The organism is Bacillus sp. FH, from assembly GCF_052216825.1.
Classification (GTDB): Bacteria; Bacillota; Bacilli; order Bacillales; family Bacillaceae_G; genus Bacillus_A; species Bacillus_A paranthracis.
In genome coordinates this window covers 96,572-113,883 of sequence record NZ_JBQOUU010000001.1, presented here as the reverse complement: position 1 = coordinate 113,883, position 17,312 = coordinate 96,572, and the positions used below count along the sequence as shown (strand labels likewise).

Below are 17,312 nucleotides of genomic sequence, written 5' to 3'. Positions count from 1 at the left end.
ATGGCTGGATTTTTTTATTTCACATTTACCTTCTATATGAAAAGTAAGCGAAAACGGAGATCTTTTGCTCCAAAAAAGTTGAGAATTAAGGATCCGTTTTGCCAGACAACGAAAGGATGAACAAAATGAAAATTACCGATGTAAAAGTAAATCGTAGACGTGTAAATCTTCATACACCGTTTAAAACCGCGCTTCGTACCGTAACCGAAATAGAAAGTATAGATGTATATATTCATACAGATGAAGGAATTGTTGGCAAGGGTGCAGCAGCTGCAACACCGGTTATTACGGGGGATTTCGCTAACGGGATTGAAGAAGCAACTTTAGGGCCGATGCGTTCCAATTTAATTGGTCAAGATATCATTCAATTTCAGCAGTTACTACAGCACATCCAAATGAGTTGCATTGGAAATCCAAGTGCGAAAGCCGCGGTAGATATCGCATTATATGATGTGTATTGTCAATATCATAACATTCCACTTTACGCATTATTAGGTGGAAAAAAAGAAATTCACACAGATATTACTGTAAGTGTAGATGAACCGTTCATTATGGCGAAAGAGGCAAAGCAACATGTAGAAAAAGGATTTCAAACTTTAAAAATTAAAGTGGGGAAATCTGCACACTTAGACTTAGAACGTATTGAAGCGATTCGAAATAGCGTACCAAAAAATACGACGTTACGATTAGATGCAAATCAAGGGTGGAATCCAAAAGAGGCAGTTTCTATCATTAAAGAGATGGAAAATCGCAATTTAAATATTGAATTTATTGAACAACCTGTTCATGCGAAAGATTGGGATGGATTAAAGTACGTCAAAGATCATGTACAAACACCTATTATGGCAGATGAAAGCATATTTTCAGCGAGTGATGCATTAAAAATTGTGCAAGGAAGATATGCAGACTTAATCAATATTAAATTAATGAAATGTGGAGGCATACGTGAAGCGTGGCGTATTGCTGATATCGCAGAAGCAGCTGGTGTGAAATGTATGGTAGGAAGCATGATGGAATCTTCTCTTTCTGTTAGCGCTGTTGCACATTTAGCTGCTGCACATCCTAATATTCATTACTTCGATCTTGATGCGCCACTTTGGTTAATGGAAGAACCGGAAGGAATGACTTATTCTGGATCAAAGGTAAACCTTCAATCGACAGTGAATAGTAAATCTTAGGAGAAGAGACTAGTAAATTATCTTTTAAGGGGGATATGTATGAAAAAAGTAGGAACTGCATTTTTAACAACTTTATTTATATTTTCATCGTTTACATCAGCAAATGCTGAAGAAAAGAAAGATAGTAAGGCGTTTATCGATGTATCTGCCGCAACACTTTGGACCACGCCTGATTCATTACGGCCAATTGATGCACCAAGTGCTACAAATCCAGTTGATTTGTGGAAGTGGACGAAGTCGATGACGCTGGATGAGAAACTTTGGTTAACAAGTGCAAATAAATTAGAAACGCAAGCGTTATTAGGCCAAGAAGTAACAGTTGTAGATAAAAAAGGGGATTGGGTGAAAGTGTTAGTCCATGGTCAGCCAACACCTCGAAATGAAGAAGGCTACCCAGGATGGATGCCTGAAAAACAGTTAACATATAATCAAGAATTTGCAGATAAAACAAATGAACCTTTCGTATTAGTAACAAAACCGACAGCCATTTTATATATAAATCCTTCTGAAAAACATAAATCGCTTGAAGTGAGCTATAATACGCGGCTGCCCCTCCTAAGTGAAGATACAATTTCATACCGCGTGTTGCTACCAAATGGGCAGAAAGCTTGGCTACGAAAACATGATGGAACGGTTTACCGTTCTCAAAATGATATTCCAACCCCGACGGCCGATGATTTAATAAACACAGGGAAAATGTTTTTAGGATTACCGTACATTTGGGCTGGTACAAGTGGCTTCGGATTTGATTGCTCTGGATTTACACATACGATTTATAAATCGCACGGTATTACAATTCCACGAGATTCTGGTCCGCAATCGAGAAATGGAGTTGCAGTGGATAAAGAACATTTACAAAAAGGAGATTTAATCTTCTTTGCACATGATCAAGGGAAAGGCAGTGTTCATCATGTGGGGATGTACATTGGTGATGGAAATATGATTCACTCACCGAGAGCTGAAAGATCGGTAGAGATTATACCGCTAAATACACCAGGATATATAGAAGAATACGCTGGCGCCCGTCGTTACTTACCTTAAAAAATAGAGGGGGTTTTCAAATGAAAAAAGTTGTTCGTTACTCATTAGTTAGTACTTTATTCGTTTCTTCAATTTTAGTTGGCTGCGCAAAAGAAAAAACAACGACAAAGCCGAAAGATGAGAAGAAAGTATTACAGTTACTAGAAACGGGTGAAATTCCGTCATTAAATTCAGGGAAAGTAACAGATGCAGTATCATTTAACGTTTTAAATAACGTCATGGAAGGATTATTCCGCTTATCGAAAAACGATGAAGTGATTGAGGCTGGAGCACAAAAATATGAAGTGAGTAAAGATGGGAAAACATATACATTCCACTTGCGTGATGCGAAGTGGTCTAACGGAGATCCAGTAACAGCGCAAGATTACGTATATGCTTGGAAACAGCTTATCAATCCGGATACTGCTTCTCAATATGCATACATTGCATACGATGTGAAAAATGCGGAGAAAATAAATAAGAAACAACTAGGGTTAGAGGAATTAGGAGTAAAAGCGACGGATGATAAAACATTCGTTGTAGAGTTAGAACATCCTGTACCGTATTTTACGAAATTACTTATTTTACCATCGTTCTATCCAATTAACGAAAAATATGCGAAAGAACAAGGTGATAAATATGGATTAGAAGCAAATAAAGCGGTATATAATGGGCCTTTTACACTATCTGATTGGAAGCATGAAGCGAGCTTTACGATGAAGAAAAACGAAAAGTATTGGGATAAAAAAGCAGTGAAGTTAGATGAAGTAAACTATCAAATTGTTAAAGAAATTTCAACTGCGGTAAATTTATATGAAACAGATAAAGTTGATCGAGCTGTCATTTCAACTGAATTCGTAGATAAATATAAAAATAATAAAGAGCTTAAACAATATACAGATCCGGTTATGTACTTCTTCCGATTTAATGAAAATGTGCCGATTCTTAAAAATAAAAATGCACGTCTTGCACTAAGTACAGTGTTTGATAAGAAAGGACTTGCGACTTCATTTTTAAATGATGGATCGGTTGCTGCAAACTATTACGTGCCAAAAGGATTTTTAAAAGGTCCAGATAAAAAAGATTTTAGAAGTACAGCAGGTGAGTTTAATAAAACGGATGTAAAACAGGCGAAAGAATATTGGGAAAAGGCGAAGCAAGAGACTGGTACAAATGAAGTAACGCTTGAGTTATTAAACTATGATTTAGAAAACTTTAAGAAAGTAGGAGAATACATTAAAGAACAGCTAGAGAAAAACTTACCAGGCTTAAAGGTAAATGTAAAATTACAACCACATACGCAAAAGCTAGCGCTAGAGAAGAAGAAAGAATATGAAATGTCATTATCACGTTGGCTACCAGATTATCCAGATCCAATGACATACTTAGAAGTATTCCTTTCTGGAAGTAGTGTGAACAATACTGAATATGCGAATCCAGAATATGATGCGTTAATTAAGAAGATTAAAACAGAATTAGGTAATGATGAAAAGGCTCGCTGGAAAGCACTACAAGATGCTGAAAAAATGCTACTTGATGATGCAGTTATTGCTCCAGTATTCCAGCGCGGATTATCTTACTTACAAAAGCCGTATGTGAAAGATTTATACGTACATCAATTTGGACCAGCAACAAGTTTAAAGTGGGCAGATGTACAAAAATAAAGGATGAGAAAACAGACTCCACGTTTGTGGTAGTCTGTTTTTTAGTTAAAGTCGGGTAAATAGTACATGGTATAATTTACTAGTCTGTATAAAATTTTGGAGGGGAATGAAGTTTTATGTTTGAAGAAAAGAAAGTAATACATACAAAAAGGTTATTCATGAGAAAGCCCATTATAGAAGATGTTGATCAATTTTATAGCATAGTAAAAGAAGAGGCTGTTGGCAAATGGCTTGCTAAATCAAAGGGAATGTCAAAGGAAGAAGCAAAGGACTATATTATGCAACTAATATCACATTGGGAACAGTATGGTTTCGGGGTATGGTTGTTAGTTAATAGAAATACAGGAGAGCTTTTAGGACATTGTGGTTTAAGAAAAATAGATGAAACAGGTGAAATAGAAATTATGTATTTACTTGATCCGGAATATTGGGGAAATGGATATGCGTCAGAAGCAGCAAAGGCTTCCATTCAATATGCAAAAGAGATGATGAATGTAAAAAGAATAATTGCTAGAGTAAAAGTAGCAAATGAGAACTCGAAAAAACTTTTACGAAATCTAGGGTTTATATATACTCATGAAGTTGATTATAGCGGGCGCTTATTATCATATTTTGAACTCAATACATCATCCGAAGAATTCTAGACATTTCATATGTTTTTTCATTGTTAAAAAATAAAATTATTACTAAAATTTCAGTGTGAAATGTATGTAGAATCTTGTATAATTAACGTGTTTCTATGGAAACATTTTCTTGCGCTATATATAGGTCTTAATAGAACAAGGAAAGAAATACATACATGTATATAATAGATAAATAGAATGGAACATGTATAGAGAAAAAGGAGAGAAATGATGACGTGTCAAAGACAAGGGTTACAATTTAATTGCGATAGGAAGAGGAATAAAAAATGAAAATGAAGCATGCCTTTGGTCCCATAATTTTAGCGTGTGTGCTTTTTTTTATTATCATACTCATCCCATCGAAAAGTTTAGTATCACTGATTAGTGATAAGAAGGTAGCAGATGCGGCAACTTCCTTACAAAAAGAAAAATTACAAAGTGTATTCTTGCAACAGAAAATGTTAGAGAATTCGCAGTATTTACCGATGTACGGTTCATCTGAATTTTTACGAATGGATGCATATCATCCGTCTAATTATTTCAAAGTAAATCCCGCTGGTTTTACGCCATATTTAATTGGGATTGGCGGTACACAAAGTTTAGCTCATATATTAAATATGACATCTACAATGGATGAGTTAGAAGGTAAAAAAGTAGTCTTTGTTTTATCACCACAATGGTTTACAAAGACTGGTGTATCGCAGGGGGATTTTACGAACAATTTCTCTAAACAACAAGCATATCATTTTATTTTTAATGATAAAATAAATGTAGAAATGAAGAAGCAAATTGCGAAACGACTTTTAGATTATAAAGTTGTTCAAGAAGATGATATATTAAAAAATTCCTTAGAAGGTATTGTATTTAATGATACGAAACATAACGTAAAAGCGGGTTTAGTTAAACCACTTGCTTATATGCATCGAAATATTTTAGATCATAGAGATTTATTTAACTCCATATTTAAGATTGAGCCGATGAAAGAAAAAACAAATGTGGGACTACGTTCAATTTCTTGGGTAGATGCACGTAAACATGCGGAAGAAGAAGGGAAAGCGGAATCTACTACAAACACATTCGGAATTGAAAATCCATATTACTATAAACATAATTTGAAGAAAAAGTTAAAAGGTTTAAAAAACTTTAGAGCAAATGAATCGTATGAAGAATCACCAGAATATGATGACTTACAAATTGTTTTAAATATTTTTAAAGAGAAAAATGTCAAGCCGCTCTTTATTTCTGTACCTGTAAATGGACCGTGGTATGATTACGCTGGTTTCCCTAAAGAGCGCCGTGAAGTGTATTATAAAAAAGTTCGGGAACAAGTTGAGAAAGCTGGGTATCCAGTAGTCGATTTCTCTGGCCATGAATATGATAAGTATTTCTTAAAAGATACAATTCATTTAGGTTGGAAAGGCTGGATTTACTTTGATGAAGCAGTGCAAAACTTTTATACTGAGAAATAAGTGTGGAGAAAAAGGAACGGCTATAAGCTGTTCCTTTTTTTAGTATAGAGGATTTTGATGTGGGCAATTCGGAAAGGCATGTATATCTTGAATGTGTCTAAAATCATAATGTTTCATTGCGAACTGCGCTTGATAAAGGTATTCATACACATATAATTGACCATCATGTGCTGAACATAATACACCAGAGGTTCCTTGCCCATTTATGAAGGAAATACCGATAGGGCGTCCGATTAAGTATTGTATTTTTTGTTGCCAATGCATAGGGGAATCACTCCTTTTTGAGATAATATACGAAATGAATGAGTGAATTGTTGCTTATCCACATAATTATGGAGGCTTTTTATATAATTCCTAGAAGATATTCATATGAATGAATTACAAGTGCGAGAAAGGAATGCATAATGAAGAAAGAAAATATTTTAGAAGAAAAGTTAAATATAATAGAATGGTGTCAAACATTACAGCGAGTACCTGATGATATATGGTTTCAGGCATTAAGAGAAGGTTCATGGGCAATTGCAGATGTGATTTCACATTTTATCGTTTGGGATGCGTTTTTAATAAAGCATAGAATTCCATACTTTATAAGTGGACAATCTGTACCAAATGTTCCAATAGATGTTGAGGAAATGAATAAGGGAGCAATTAAATATGCGAGATCTGGTATTTCAAAAGAAGGACTATTAAATCAATTTAGTGTTACTCGTAAACAGTTAGTGGATGAAATTGAGCGAATTCCCACCAAATATTTTTATAATGTCTACCAATTTGGCACTAAAAACGTGAAATTAAATCATTACTTTTCATCACTCATTCAACATGACTTAAAGCACAAAGAAGAAATAATGCAATTTCTAATACAAAATTAAGCCTATAATAAAAACCGCTAACATTCGTAATGAATGTATAGCGGTTTTTATTTATATTTTTACGCAAGATTTTTACGTTTTTTTGTCCATTTTTTTATAACGAAGTATAAAACAATAAGTATGACGCCACCAATTGCGAATGATTTCACATATGGTCCAGCGATATCATTAATATTCTCCCAATTTTCACCTAGTTTTTCACCTAAGTAAATGAAAATGATAGACCAAGGGATGATTGCGAGTGCTGTTAACGTAGTGAAACGTAGGAATGACATTTTTGTAATACCAGCAGGAATTGAAATCGCATGACGCACTACTGGAATGAAGCGTGCTGTAAAAATGACGCCAGTTCCGTAACGATTAAACCAATCTTCTGCAGCATCTATTTGTTTTTTATGTATGAAAATATATTTTCCATAACGTTCTAATATAGGGCGTCCGCCGTATCGGCCAATCCAATAAATAAAGATTTGAGCAATAACACCACCAATTGTACCAAACACAACTGCGCCTAAAAATGAGATACTACCATTGAATACTAAGTATCCCGCATAAGCAAGGACAATCTCACTTGGGATAATTTCAATCATAAGTCCAAGCATAATGCCCCAATAACCTAGCCCTTCAAAAAATGTTAATACTGAGTGAATAAAACTACTTACCATTGTTGCACCTTCTAGTTTATGTATTTTTGAATAGGTGAACCTTATACTTAATAACATAAAAGATTCACTATGTGTAGATTATACATTATTTGTATAGGGGATTGCTATTTCAATTCTTTTATGTCCTTTATAAGGATTATAGTAAAGTATATAAGTTCAATTTTCATGAAGAGAGAATGAAAAGATTATTAAAAATTTCTCATATTCCAATGATAATAGACTGAAAATTAAGTATAATGATGAAGGTCTTTAATTTACAAAAATAGGAGGAGAACATATGTATATTACAGATCCGATTTATGGACCAATATCTATTCAGGATAGATATATTCTTCAATTGATAGATACAAAAGCATTTCAAAGGTTGGCTTATATTAAACAGCAGGGACATACATACTTTTTACACGAAAACGCAATACATACGAGGAAAGAACATTCAATAGGTGTATATGTACTTGTAAATAAAGTGATAGAACATCTTACGAATATTGGTGATATTCATTTATCAGAATATGAGAGGGAGTTATTATCTGTTGTAGCACTTCTACACGATGTCGGTCATGGCCCGTATTCGCATTGTTTTCAACAAATATCAGCTGAAGATCATGGTGAGTGGACTATACGAATCATTCAAGAGGACGAAGAAATACGCACGATTTTAAATCAGACCCCTGAATTATTAGATGATGTAATGAAAGCTTTAACAGAAGATGGAGTCTTTCTAATTATAGATGAACTATTATTTAATTCATTAGGCATGGATCAATTAGATTTTTGGAATAGAGATTTATATTATTCTAATCTTGAATTAGAGGGCTTAAGAATTGAAGAACTGATTGCTAGTATGCGTTTTATTAATGGTAAACTTGTAATTGAAGAATCTGGAATCCCTTTGATTGAACAACTAATGAAAATGAAAGAAGGACTTTATAATAATGGCTTTGGTCATCCGTTTGTAATAGGAAAAGATTTATTGTTGCAATCCATTTTTCGAAAGGTAATGGAAAAAAATCTTAAGTTCTATACTCCTGAATTACAAAATTTCTTTTATAAAGAAGATTTACTAGTAGAAGACTTTCTTCCGTTACAAGATGAAATGATTTTACATGAAATTCAGTGCTTTGCAAAATCAGAGGACAAACAATTAGTGGCGTTAATTCAGCTTTATTTTTCAGGTACTAAAAGTTTATCATTTCAAAAAGGGCTGGAGGGTGATTTTAAGAGGGAGAATAATAATTTAGCAATAATAATTGAGAAAAAGGCGTACAGTTCATATGTAGGTGGTATTTACGTCTATAGTGAGGGGCAGCTAGAGGATATTGTAGAAAAATCCCCTTTTATTCGAGAGATAGTAAGGTTACCTAAAAAAGAATATGCATATTCAATTTAATTAGTTTGAAAACATAAAATGGATGAGGTGGAAATGTGGAGTGGAAAGAACGCCTTTTAGAAATGGATGATTTACCAGTTATATTAGAATGGTATAACGATGAAAAATTACATAACATAGCGGATATAAAACCATTTAAGCGATATACAATCGAAGAGCTTCGTCAGTACTGGACCGAAAAATTGTCGCGGTCTCATGCAAGTTATCATGTAATAGTAGTGAAGGATGAAGTAATAGGTAGAGTTGGATTAAAAAAGACGAAATATGATGATATATATGTGATGGAATACTCTATTCTCATTGGCGTTTCGAATTTATATTCAAAAGGGCTTGGAACGGAGATTACAAAGTATTTTATTAGTAAATCATTTTTAGACCCTGATATAGAAGCAGTTCTATTGCAAGTTAGGGAAGATAACAAGAGGGCGATTCGTTGTTATGAGAAAGCTGGATTTGAAAAAGTAAAATCGTATGTGGAGAATGAAGTGAAAGTGTACGAAATGCGTAGAGTTAAGAAAGAGGAAACAGTATAGAAAGAAAAAAGCGCGTGTATTTAATTCTGAATATAGCGTGAATTAGGGAGAGTGAATAAAATACATGAAACATAAAATTGCATTACTGGCAGATGTACATGGAAATGCAACTGCTTTACAAACAGTTATCGAAGATTCTATGAAAGAAGATGTGACTGATTATTGGTTTTTAGGAGATTTAATTATGCCAGGTTCTGGATCGAATGATTTATTTAAAATGTTAGAAAGTATAAACGTTGATACTTATGTACAAGGAAACTGGGAAGATAGCTTTCTTGACGTTCTTAATAAAAACATTGATATTGATAACGCAACTGATATTTATGTTTCTAGATTAGTTCAGTATCAATGTGAAAACTTGGATGAAAACTATATTAAGCATATTAAAAATTTACCATTACAGATAATAAAACAGGTTAATGATTTATCAATCAGTATTAGTCATAATTTACAAAATAAAAATTACGGAGGAGATTTGTGGCCCACTAATAATCAGGAACAGTTTGATCGGTTATTTGATCGTGAATATGATATTGCGATTTACGCTCATACCCACCATCAATTGTTGCGCTATAGTAGCAATGATCAATTAATTATTAACCCAGGAACAGTTGGACAACCTTTTTACAAGTGGAATAAGCTAAACTCTGACTTACGTGCTCAGTATGCAATTCTTGAGATTGATGAGGCAGGGATTGCGGAGGTGAGATTTAAAAAAGTTTCTTATGATGTAGAAAAGGAATTAAAAAATGCTATTAGTAAAAATCTTCCTTATATTGATTTATATCGCGAATTGCTCGAGACTGGAAAAAATCATACTCACGATATTGAATTATTGCGAGAAATTAATGATAAATACAATTACAACGATGATGTAATTAAGTTTATCGAGAAAATCTAATAGGCATTTAATAGCACGAAATGAAAATTGTTGAATGAATTATAGATTAGTAATGATAATTACATAATCAAGAGCAATTGTAAAATGAAACTTATATGTAAACGATTTTTGCATCTTATATTGATATAAAAAACAAGCATCTCCCAGTTCTACATATAAGATAGGGGGATGCTTGTTTTTTACGGCTTCACATCTAAGTTCTGTAAAAATAAAGTTGCTGTTACGTAACGTTTCGCTAACATTTGTACATAAGCGGTATGTACAGAAAGTGTGGCGATAATAATGGCGTTACGGATTGCTTCACGTTGTTCGTTATTAACCTGATCGAACTTGCTTGCAATTTTATCAGCTCTTTCTTTTACGATGTTTTCAATTGTATGGATTGTATCTGTTGCATTTAATTGTAAGCAATTCCCTTGATTGAGTTCTTCAAATAGAGAAGAGTATGCTCCATATAAATGAACAGGATTGATTAAGTCATCACTTCGATCGGCTGGGTCGTTTACGATAAGGCGTAATAGCTTACGAATGGATTCAAAATCAAGTGCTGTTTTTAAATCTTCAACAATGAATAGTAAGGCTGCTTGTTCAATTGAATATTTTTTTCCTTTTTGAGGAGAGCCAATCATTTCTTTTATATCTCGTTTCACCCAGTTTTGCATGGCAGTTACAGAGAAACTTGTGTTTTCGATCTGATTGCCAAGCGCGACTATTTCATTTAAAGAGAAACCGACGTCTGTATCGTCAATTTTTATCAGTTTTTCAAAAATAGGTGAAAGTGCGGTAGTAATAAAAGCAGTTACGCTTTGTCCGCTTTCAATATCTTTTTTATGTGACTTTGCCCAAGCTTCTTGTAAAATACCGAGAGGCTTTTTCGTATTCCATCCTCTTAATGATAGAAGAAGGGTAGCCATTTCGTTTCGTGTGAGATGAAATGTTTCCATCTTTTCACCTCCATAAATAATAAAAAGTTCTTATGAACCTATAATATGTTTTGTTTCATTTAAAGTCAATTCTGTTTTGCTTAATTTTTCCTTTGTCACTAAACTGTCGGAAGTAAATAACACTTGCATATTTCGACAAAAGTTCATATAATAAGTTCATAAGAACCTTTAAAATGTTTCTAAAAATAAATCTATCATTCTGAATTTATTAGAAAGGTAGATTTCACATATATCTATATAAAAGGAGAATGGATATAATATGTTGAAAAAACTTGTAGCAGTCATGACAGCATTCATGGTTATCTTTGGAGCTAGTAGCTTCATGTTTGTAGATCACGCAGCAGCGAAGAGTTACAAATCTGGTAAAAAGTCATTTACACCAAGTTCAGGTCAAAAGTCAAAAGTTGATTTAAACAAAAAAGACTCAAATGTAAATTCTCAAAAAACGACTCCTGATTCAAAAACAAAAGCAACAAATACAGCACCAAAAAGTAATAAAGGAAGCTTTATGAAAGGTTTATTACTAGGTGGTCTCGGTGGTTTACTAATGGGTAGCTTATTTGCAAATATGGGAGCTCTTGGTTCTGTATTAGCATTTATGGTAAATATGTTAGTAATGGCTGGTATCGTAATGTTAGCAATTCGTGCATTTAAATACTTCAAAGATCAACGCAAGAAAAAGGAAGATGAAGTAGCATGGAAACGATAAAAATTTCTGAACAAGAACTGATTAATGCCCTTTGCGTATATATCGCTGAAAAAAGACAAGTTGGTCCAGAAGAAGTTTTAGTTGAACTTATGTACGACGATGACTATGGTTTTTCTGCTGAAGTAGAGGTAAATGGTCGCCAGCAAATTTTAATTCAAGCGAACTTAATCGAAGCACTACGCTTATTACTTGACAGAGAATATAATGTCAATTCATTTGCGGCGAGATTACAACTTGAATTAGATGATGAAGAAGGTATTTACGCGTTAGCGAAATTTAATAACTCAGATGAGTAGGAAAAAGAGCTGTTGAGAGTAATCTCAGCAGCTCTTTTTAGTATGCGCATATGCAAGGGAATAATCACGCCAAATTTCATTCATTTTTCTTCTACCGACATCAATGCTCGGGTTAAATTGTATAGCAGCTTGTTGACGTACCGCATGTACATGTTGGATTGCTTGTTGCAATTGTTGTTCAACCGAATGAGATTTTTTATTTGTTTGTTTTACAATTGAATATCCAGCAACAGTTCCTTGTGCCATTGCAATTTTCCCGCTTTCAATACCAGTTATATTCCCGGCTACAAATAAACCAGCAAGAGGGGTTTCCATTGTTTCAGAATGGAGAGGAACATGCCCACCTAATTCCGGAATGTAACGGAACGGACAGCCAGCTACAGCGGCTAGTTCAGCGAGAGGATATAAGCCACCGGCAATACAAACGAAGTCTGCTTCATATATTTGTTCCGATCCGGTTACGATATTTCCTTTCGTATCAGTATTAGCAATGCGTACACCTTCAACTTGATTTGTTCCGATAATTTCAAGAGCTGCTTTTCGAAGGTGAAGAGGTGTACCGTTTATTTTCATTCCACTGTTTGGATAGAAGGTTAATCCGGCTTTTCGAATCCAGTCATATTTCATAAAATGGCTACCTATGCGTAGAAAAGCAGAAGGAGCGAGATGAGCCGCATTTAAAAGAGAATTTAAAACTTCTTCTGGTTCACCAGCCGGTTGACTTAATTCACTTTTTTCAGGAAGGACGATATGTTCCACTTTAATTCCTGCCAATTGTAATTCATTCAAAATAGCAAATGACAATATGTTAGCACCAATAATGATTCCTTTTTTCCCAACTTGAACACGATGTACATTCGTCATAACTTGAGCAGCGCCAATTGACATCACCCCAGGGAGTGTCCAACCAGGAAGAGGGATAGAGTACTCAGCAGCGCCAGTAGCAAGTAAAACGAAAGGTGCTTCTAACGTACCGATATTCGTATGGACGAACCAAGAACTTTCATCTTTATCTAAATTATAGACGGAAATGCCACATTGAATATTAACTGAAAGAGATTGTGCTTCTTCGTGAAGGCGTTTTGATTCTTTTATCCCGTTCCACCATTCTCCAGTAGGTTCTTGATGTAATTGTCCTAACAATCTTCCGCCAGGCTTCATAAATTCATCAATAACAAGTACATTCAGTCCAAATCGAGCGCAAGAGATAGAGGCTGATAAACCCGCTGGCCAGCTCCGATAATTATGACATCATTCATCGCTTTTTCACCATCTCTCTAACGATATTTGGATGCTGTTTACCACTAGCAACAACCATATCTTTTTCAACGACAGTTAAGCATGCTCGTACGTTTGCTTGATTGTTTACTGTGACGCGGCATTCAGAACAATGTCCGATATTACAGTAAATACCTCGCGGCGTCCCGTTATCTTCGTGCACTCTTAATGTTCTTATTCCGTTTGCAAGTAAAGCGGCCGCAATCGTTTCATGTTCATATGCTTCATATTGTTGACCGTTAAATTGAAAAGTAATGCGATTACTATTATGTAAACTCCCTAAAATAGGGTGATGTGTAATTCTACTCATTTACTTTCACCTACCGATCCAAAAGTAACTGCTCGTACCGGTGGTTGATATTTCAATGGAATATCATTTGTAGTTACGCCTGGATTTGCATGTTCAATCATTCGATCTATCATCATTCTACATGTGCGGCCACCGCAAAATCCCATGCCAGCACGTGTTCTTAGTTTTAATTCTCTTGCCGAGCATTTATATTCAGCAATTGTCGATTGAAGTTGACCGTATGTAACTTCTTCACATCGACAAACAATTAAGTGGTCTTTATTCGTCATATGTATTCCTCCTCTAGTTCGGTTTGCACAAATTATATAATGCAAAAACTATGCCAATATTGAAGTGAACCCGAATAGTGGCACATGAAAAAAACACCTCCTGAATTCGCATACTAAGTATGCAAATTCAATGGAGGTGTTTTTGGTTTGAAAACAAGAGTTCATTACCCAGAAGAAATAAAGTGGAAAGTGATTGAAATGAAAAAGGATGGATATTCCAATCGGACAATTATGGAGAAGCTTGGAATTAAAAATGTTTCCCCAAATTAAGACATGGATGAAATGGTATCGTACCGGTCAAATGTACCGTTTTCAACAACCTGTAGGAAAACAATATTCTTATGGAAAAGGGCCAAAAGAGTTAAATGAATTGGAACAGTTACGCTTAGAAAATAAACATCTAAAAACAAAATTACTTGTATGGGGAAAGTATCTAGAAATCGAAAGGGGCTGAAACCAGAAACTGTAGTTACTTTATGGAACGATTTAAAAACAAAGCTAACGGTAAAAGAATTGTGTAACGTATTAGAATTACCCCGGTCCACATTTTATCGTTGGTTACAACGAACGGAAGATCTAAAAGAGGATATAGAAGAGAAAGTAAAGGATGTTTGTCTTAGGCATAGATTCCGGTATGGATATCGAAGAGTGACCGCTACTCTTCGAAAAATGGGACTGTGTGTCAATCATAAAAAAGTATTACGAATCATGAGACAAAATCATATTCTTTCAAAAGTACGTCGAAAGAAAAAGAAATATATCAATGGTGCGGAACCAATGGTAGCCCCTCATCGATTGGAGCGCCAATTCGATGCATCCAGACCAAATGAAAAGTGGTTTACGGATGTAACTTATTTATTATTTGGAGAGCGTACCTTGTATTTATCAACGATTATGGATGCCTTTAATCGTGAAATTATTAGTTGTGTCATCAGCGAGTCGCAAACACTAACATTGGCGATGAAGACATTAAAACAAGCAATGAGAGGGCGAAAAGTAAAAGGTGTCCTTCTTCACTCGGATCAAGGAAGTATTTATACAGCAAAAGAATTTCAAGCGTACGCCAAAGAAAACGGCATTATCACCAGCATGTCCCGGAAAGGAAATTGCCATGATAATGCCGTCATGGAAAGCTTCTTTGGTCATTTGAAAAGTGAAGCTTTCTATTCACAAAAGATAACAAAAGTATCCAACACAACTGTGCGAAAGATTGTGCTAGAATACATTCATTACTACAATTGTGTGCGAATTCAAGAAAAATTAAACCACCTATCCCCTAAAGAATTTAGGGAACAAGTGGTTTAGGTGTTTTGATTGGTGTCCCGTTTTCAGGGTTCACTTCAATATAGAGGAGGTAAGGTTTATTGTAACCCCAGCTTTTTTAAACGGTTATATAAAGTGGCTCTCGTAACACCAAGTTGTTTCGCACATTCTAATTTATTTCCATTCAAAATGCGTAAAGCCCTCTCAATGACCTTTTTCTCATGTTCCTCCATCTCTTCTTGTAAAGAGAGGATTGTATTATTGTTGCTGAGTAATAAGGAATGAGCCGCATGATTATCTAAAGTTTCGGTTGTATGAAATGGTAAATATTCTTGCTTTATAATACCGTCAGTCGCAAATACGACAAGTCTTTCAATAACGTTACGGAGCTCGCGAATATTACCTGGCCAATTGTAATGAAGCAGTTCATGCATAATGCTTGAAGGTAAGTCGCGAATGGGTCTGTTATAGTTTATTGAAAAATCGTTTAGGAAAAAATAGGTTAATTCAATAATATCTTCGCGTCTTTCACGCAGCGGTGGAATATGCAAACTAACTACATTTAGGCGATAGTATAAATCTTCTCGGAACGTGCCTTTTCTCATTTCTTCTTGTAAATCACGATTGGTAGCAGCGATAATACGGAAGTCAATATGAATCTCTTTTTCTCCACCAACTCGGTAATATTTTCGTTCTTGTAGTACGCGCAAAAGCTTCACTTGCATATCGAGCGGCATTTCTCCTATTTCATCAAGAAATAATGTGCCACCTTGGGCGAGCTCTATTTTACCTTTCTTACCTTTACTATTTGCACCAGAAAATGCCCCGCGCTCATAGCCGAATAATTCACTTTCAAATAATGCTTCTGGAATTGCGCCGCAGTTAATTGAAATGAATGGAGCTTTAGCTGCTTCACTTGCATCATGAATTGCTTTCGCAAATACTTCTTTTCCAACACCACTTTCACCGAGTATTAAAACAGTTGATTTCACCGAACAAACCTTTCTAGCTAATTGTATCGTTCTTTGTATAACGGGGCTCTTTCCATTCATCGTAAGGAAAGGGTCGGATTCATCTTTATACTTTGCTACTTCTTGTTCTAAACGGTGCATTTCATGTGACATATTGAATAGTTTTTCATTTAATGCGACTTGATTTGTAACGTCAGTTTCTGAAACGACTGCTCCTATAATTTCACCGTTACAATAAACTGGATTTGAGTTAATTAATACGAACAAATCTGGACGAGGTTGATGGAACTGAGCGATTATACTTTTTCCGTCATGTAATGATTGCAAAATTTCCAAATCTTTACAGTCAAAAAAACGAGTGATAGGTTGCCCAATAATCTCATTATGCTTGACTGAAAAGATCTTCTCGGCGCCATCTGTCCAGGTGCAAACGCGTTCTTTATCATCGATGACTGTAACGGAAGAATCCGTTGTTTGTATTACGGTGTTATAAAAAGAATGGAGTTCATTGTATGACTTAACAAGAAACGGGATGATTTGCTGAGCTGTTATACAGCATATAGGCTCTTTATTTTCGTTCATTATGATAACGACTATTTCATTGGAAAACGCGTCAATTAAAGCGGTGAATGATTCATCTTCATATATTACTGCACAGTTATATTTTTCTGTAGTAGAAGGGCGGTAATAATACTTTCCGTTAATTTGCCCAATATGTTGCAAGCAGTATGTATGATCAATGGATAAAATTTTTAGAAATTCTTTTATTGTGGGAAATGAGAATGCCATATTGTCCTCCTATTATGTATAAAAATTTTGACAGTGATAAAAAAATAATACACTTATTTGCGATAAATTTAAAATATTTTTACAAATAAAAATATTATTTATAAAAATTGTATATATGTACAGTTGGCACGTCAATTGCATAAAAGAAAGTGAGAGCTTTAGGGGAAG

At 34.7% G+C, this 17,312-nt stretch carries 17 protein-coding genes and 2 pseudogenes; 12 read left to right on the top strand and 7 right to left on the bottom strand.

Translation table 11 applies throughout. The annotated features are described in order from the left end of the window. Positions 1-116 precede the first annotated feature (116 nt). The 5 genes from ACTT1L_RS00645 (at position 117) to dltD (ending at position 5,954) form a co-directional block, all read left to right on the top strand. Positions 117-1,178 carry a dipeptide epimerase gene (locus ACTT1L_RS00645; protein ID WP_140394928.1) on the top strand — a complete coding sequence of 354 codons (1,062 nt, stop codon included), beginning with the start codon at positions 117-119 and terminating at the stop codon, positions 1,176-1,178. Positions 1,179-1,217: 39 nt separating this feature from the next. Further along, positions 1,218-2,219: a C40 family peptidase gene (locus ACTT1L_RS00640; protein ID WP_000755445.1), complete on the top strand. Its 1,002-nt coding sequence runs from the start codon at positions 1,218-1,220 to the stop codon at positions 2,217-2,219. Between the two features lie 20 nt (positions 2,220-2,239). Further along, positions 2,240-3,862, top strand: coding sequence for a peptide ABC transporter substrate-binding protein (locus ACTT1L_RS00635; protein WP_071741974.1), 1,623 nt, complete (start codon positions 2,240-2,242; stop codon positions 3,860-3,862). Positions 3,863-3,978: 116 nt separating this feature from the next. Beyond that, complete coding sequence (locus ACTT1L_RS00630; RefSeq protein ID WP_000461339.1) at positions 3,979-4,506, top strand: GNAT family N-acetyltransferase; 528 nt, start codon at positions 3,979-3,981, stop codon at positions 4,504-4,506. A 266-nt stretch (positions 4,507-4,772) separates the two neighbouring features. After that, positions 4,773-5,954, top strand: a complete 1,182-nt coding sequence (dltD, locus tag ACTT1L_RS00625; RefSeq protein ID WP_071741975.1) for a D-alanyl-lipoteichoic acid biosynthesis protein DltD — start codon at positions 4,773-4,775, stop codon at positions 5,952-5,954. 39 nt (positions 5,955-5,993) lie between these two features. Here dltD and ACTT1L_RS00620 read toward each other — a convergent pair whose 3' ends face one another. Continuing rightward, positions 5,994-6,218, bottom strand: a complete 225-nt coding sequence (locus ACTT1L_RS00620) for a hypothetical protein (RefSeq protein ID WP_000558700.1) — start codon at positions 6,216-6,218, stop codon at positions 5,994-5,996. A gap of 140 nt (positions 6,219-6,358) precedes the next feature. Here ACTT1L_RS00620 and ACTT1L_RS00615 point away from each other — a divergent pair, with 140 nt between their 5' ends. Beyond that, positions 6,359-6,826, top strand: coding sequence for a hypothetical protein (locus tag ACTT1L_RS00615; RefSeq protein ID WP_061130581.1), 468 nt, complete (start codon positions 6,359-6,361; stop codon positions 6,824-6,826). 59 nt (positions 6,827-6,885) lie between these two features. Here ACTT1L_RS00615 and ACTT1L_RS00610 read toward each other — a convergent pair whose 3' ends face one another. After that, on the bottom strand, positions 6,886-7,491 hold the full coding sequence (locus ACTT1L_RS00610) for a DedA family protein (RefSeq protein ID WP_000254816.1): 606 nt from the start codon (positions 7,489-7,491) through the stop codon (positions 6,886-6,888). Between the two features lie 277 nt (positions 7,492-7,768). Between ACTT1L_RS00610 and ACTT1L_RS00605 the strand changes: the two genes are divergently transcribed. From ACTT1L_RS00605 to ACTT1L_RS00595, 3 genes are all read left to right on the top strand, one after another. Further along, positions 7,769-8,881: an HD domain-containing protein gene (locus ACTT1L_RS00605; protein ID WP_061130582.1), complete on the top strand. Its 1,113-nt coding sequence runs from the start codon at positions 7,769-7,771 to the stop codon at positions 8,879-8,881. Between the two features lie 35 nt (positions 8,882-8,916). Next, entirely contained in the window at positions 8,917-9,414 is a 498-nt protein-coding gene (locus ACTT1L_RS00600) for a GNAT family N-acetyltransferase (RefSeq protein ID WP_000454877.1), read from the top strand. A gap of 64 nt (positions 9,415-9,478) precedes the next feature. Further along, positions 9,479-10,315, top strand: a complete 837-nt coding sequence (locus ACTT1L_RS00595) for a metallophosphoesterase family protein (RefSeq protein ID WP_442821714.1) — start codon at positions 9,479-9,481, stop codon at positions 10,313-10,315. 179 nt (positions 10,316-10,494) lie between these two features. Here the strand turns inward: ACTT1L_RS00595 and ACTT1L_RS00590 are convergent, their stop codons facing one another. Beyond that, positions 10,495-11,259, bottom strand: coding sequence for a DUF1836 domain-containing protein (locus ACTT1L_RS00590; protein WP_000447224.1), 765 nt, complete (start codon positions 11,257-11,259; stop codon positions 10,495-10,497). Positions 11,260-11,518: 259 nt separating this feature from the next. On the opposite strand from ACTT1L_RS00590, the gene ACTT1L_RS00585 reads away from it, so the two are divergent. Both ACTT1L_RS00585 and ACTT1L_RS00580 read left to right on the top strand, forming a co-directional pair. Then, positions 11,519-11,968 (top strand): hypothetical protein, encoded by a 450-nt coding sequence (locus tag ACTT1L_RS00585; protein ID WP_000914477.1) that lies wholly within the window; start codon positions 11,519-11,521, stop codon positions 11,966-11,968. Beyond that, entirely contained in the window at positions 11,956-12,264 is a 309-nt protein-coding gene (locus tag ACTT1L_RS00580) for a YxcD family protein (protein ID WP_000447759.1), read from the top strand. The genes ACTT1L_RS00585 and ACTT1L_RS00580 overlap by 13 nt, the downstream gene beginning before the upstream one ends. Before the next feature lie 24 nt (positions 12,265-12,288). On the opposite strand, the pseudogene ACTT1L_RS00575 reads toward ACTT1L_RS00580, so the two are convergent. From ACTT1L_RS00575 to ACTT1L_RS00565, 3 genes and pseudogenes are all read right to left on the bottom strand, one after another. Further along, positions 12,289-13,523 (bottom strand): annotated as a pseudogene (locus tag ACTT1L_RS00575) (NAD(P)/FAD-dependent oxidoreductase). Further along, positions 13,520-13,852, bottom strand: coding sequence for a (2Fe-2S)-binding protein (locus ACTT1L_RS00570; RefSeq protein ID WP_000087049.1), 333 nt, complete (start codon positions 13,850-13,852; stop codon positions 13,520-13,522). The pseudogene ACTT1L_RS00575 and the gene ACTT1L_RS00570 overlap by 4 nt, the downstream one beginning before the upstream one ends. Then, positions 13,849-14,121 carry a (2Fe-2S)-binding protein gene (locus tag ACTT1L_RS00565; protein WP_000182238.1) on the bottom strand — a complete coding sequence of 91 codons (273 nt, stop codon included), beginning with the start codon at positions 14,119-14,121 and terminating at the stop codon, positions 13,849-13,851. The genes ACTT1L_RS00570 and ACTT1L_RS00565 overlap by 4 nt, the downstream gene beginning before the upstream one ends. Before the next feature lie 147 nt (positions 14,122-14,268). Between ACTT1L_RS00565 and ACTT1L_RS00560 the strand changes: the two are divergent. After that, a pseudogene (locus ACTT1L_RS00560) lies at positions 14,269-15,426 on the top strand (IS3 family transposase). A 56-nt stretch (positions 15,427-15,482) separates the two neighbouring features. On the opposite strand, the gene ACTT1L_RS00555 reads toward ACTT1L_RS00560, so the two are convergent. Then, positions 15,483-17,144 carry a sigma-54 interaction domain-containing protein gene (locus tag ACTT1L_RS00555; protein WP_442821713.1) on the bottom strand — a complete coding sequence of 554 codons (1,662 nt, stop codon included), beginning with the start codon at positions 17,142-17,144 and terminating at the stop codon, positions 15,483-15,485. Positions 17,145-17,312: the final 168 nt, after the last annotated feature.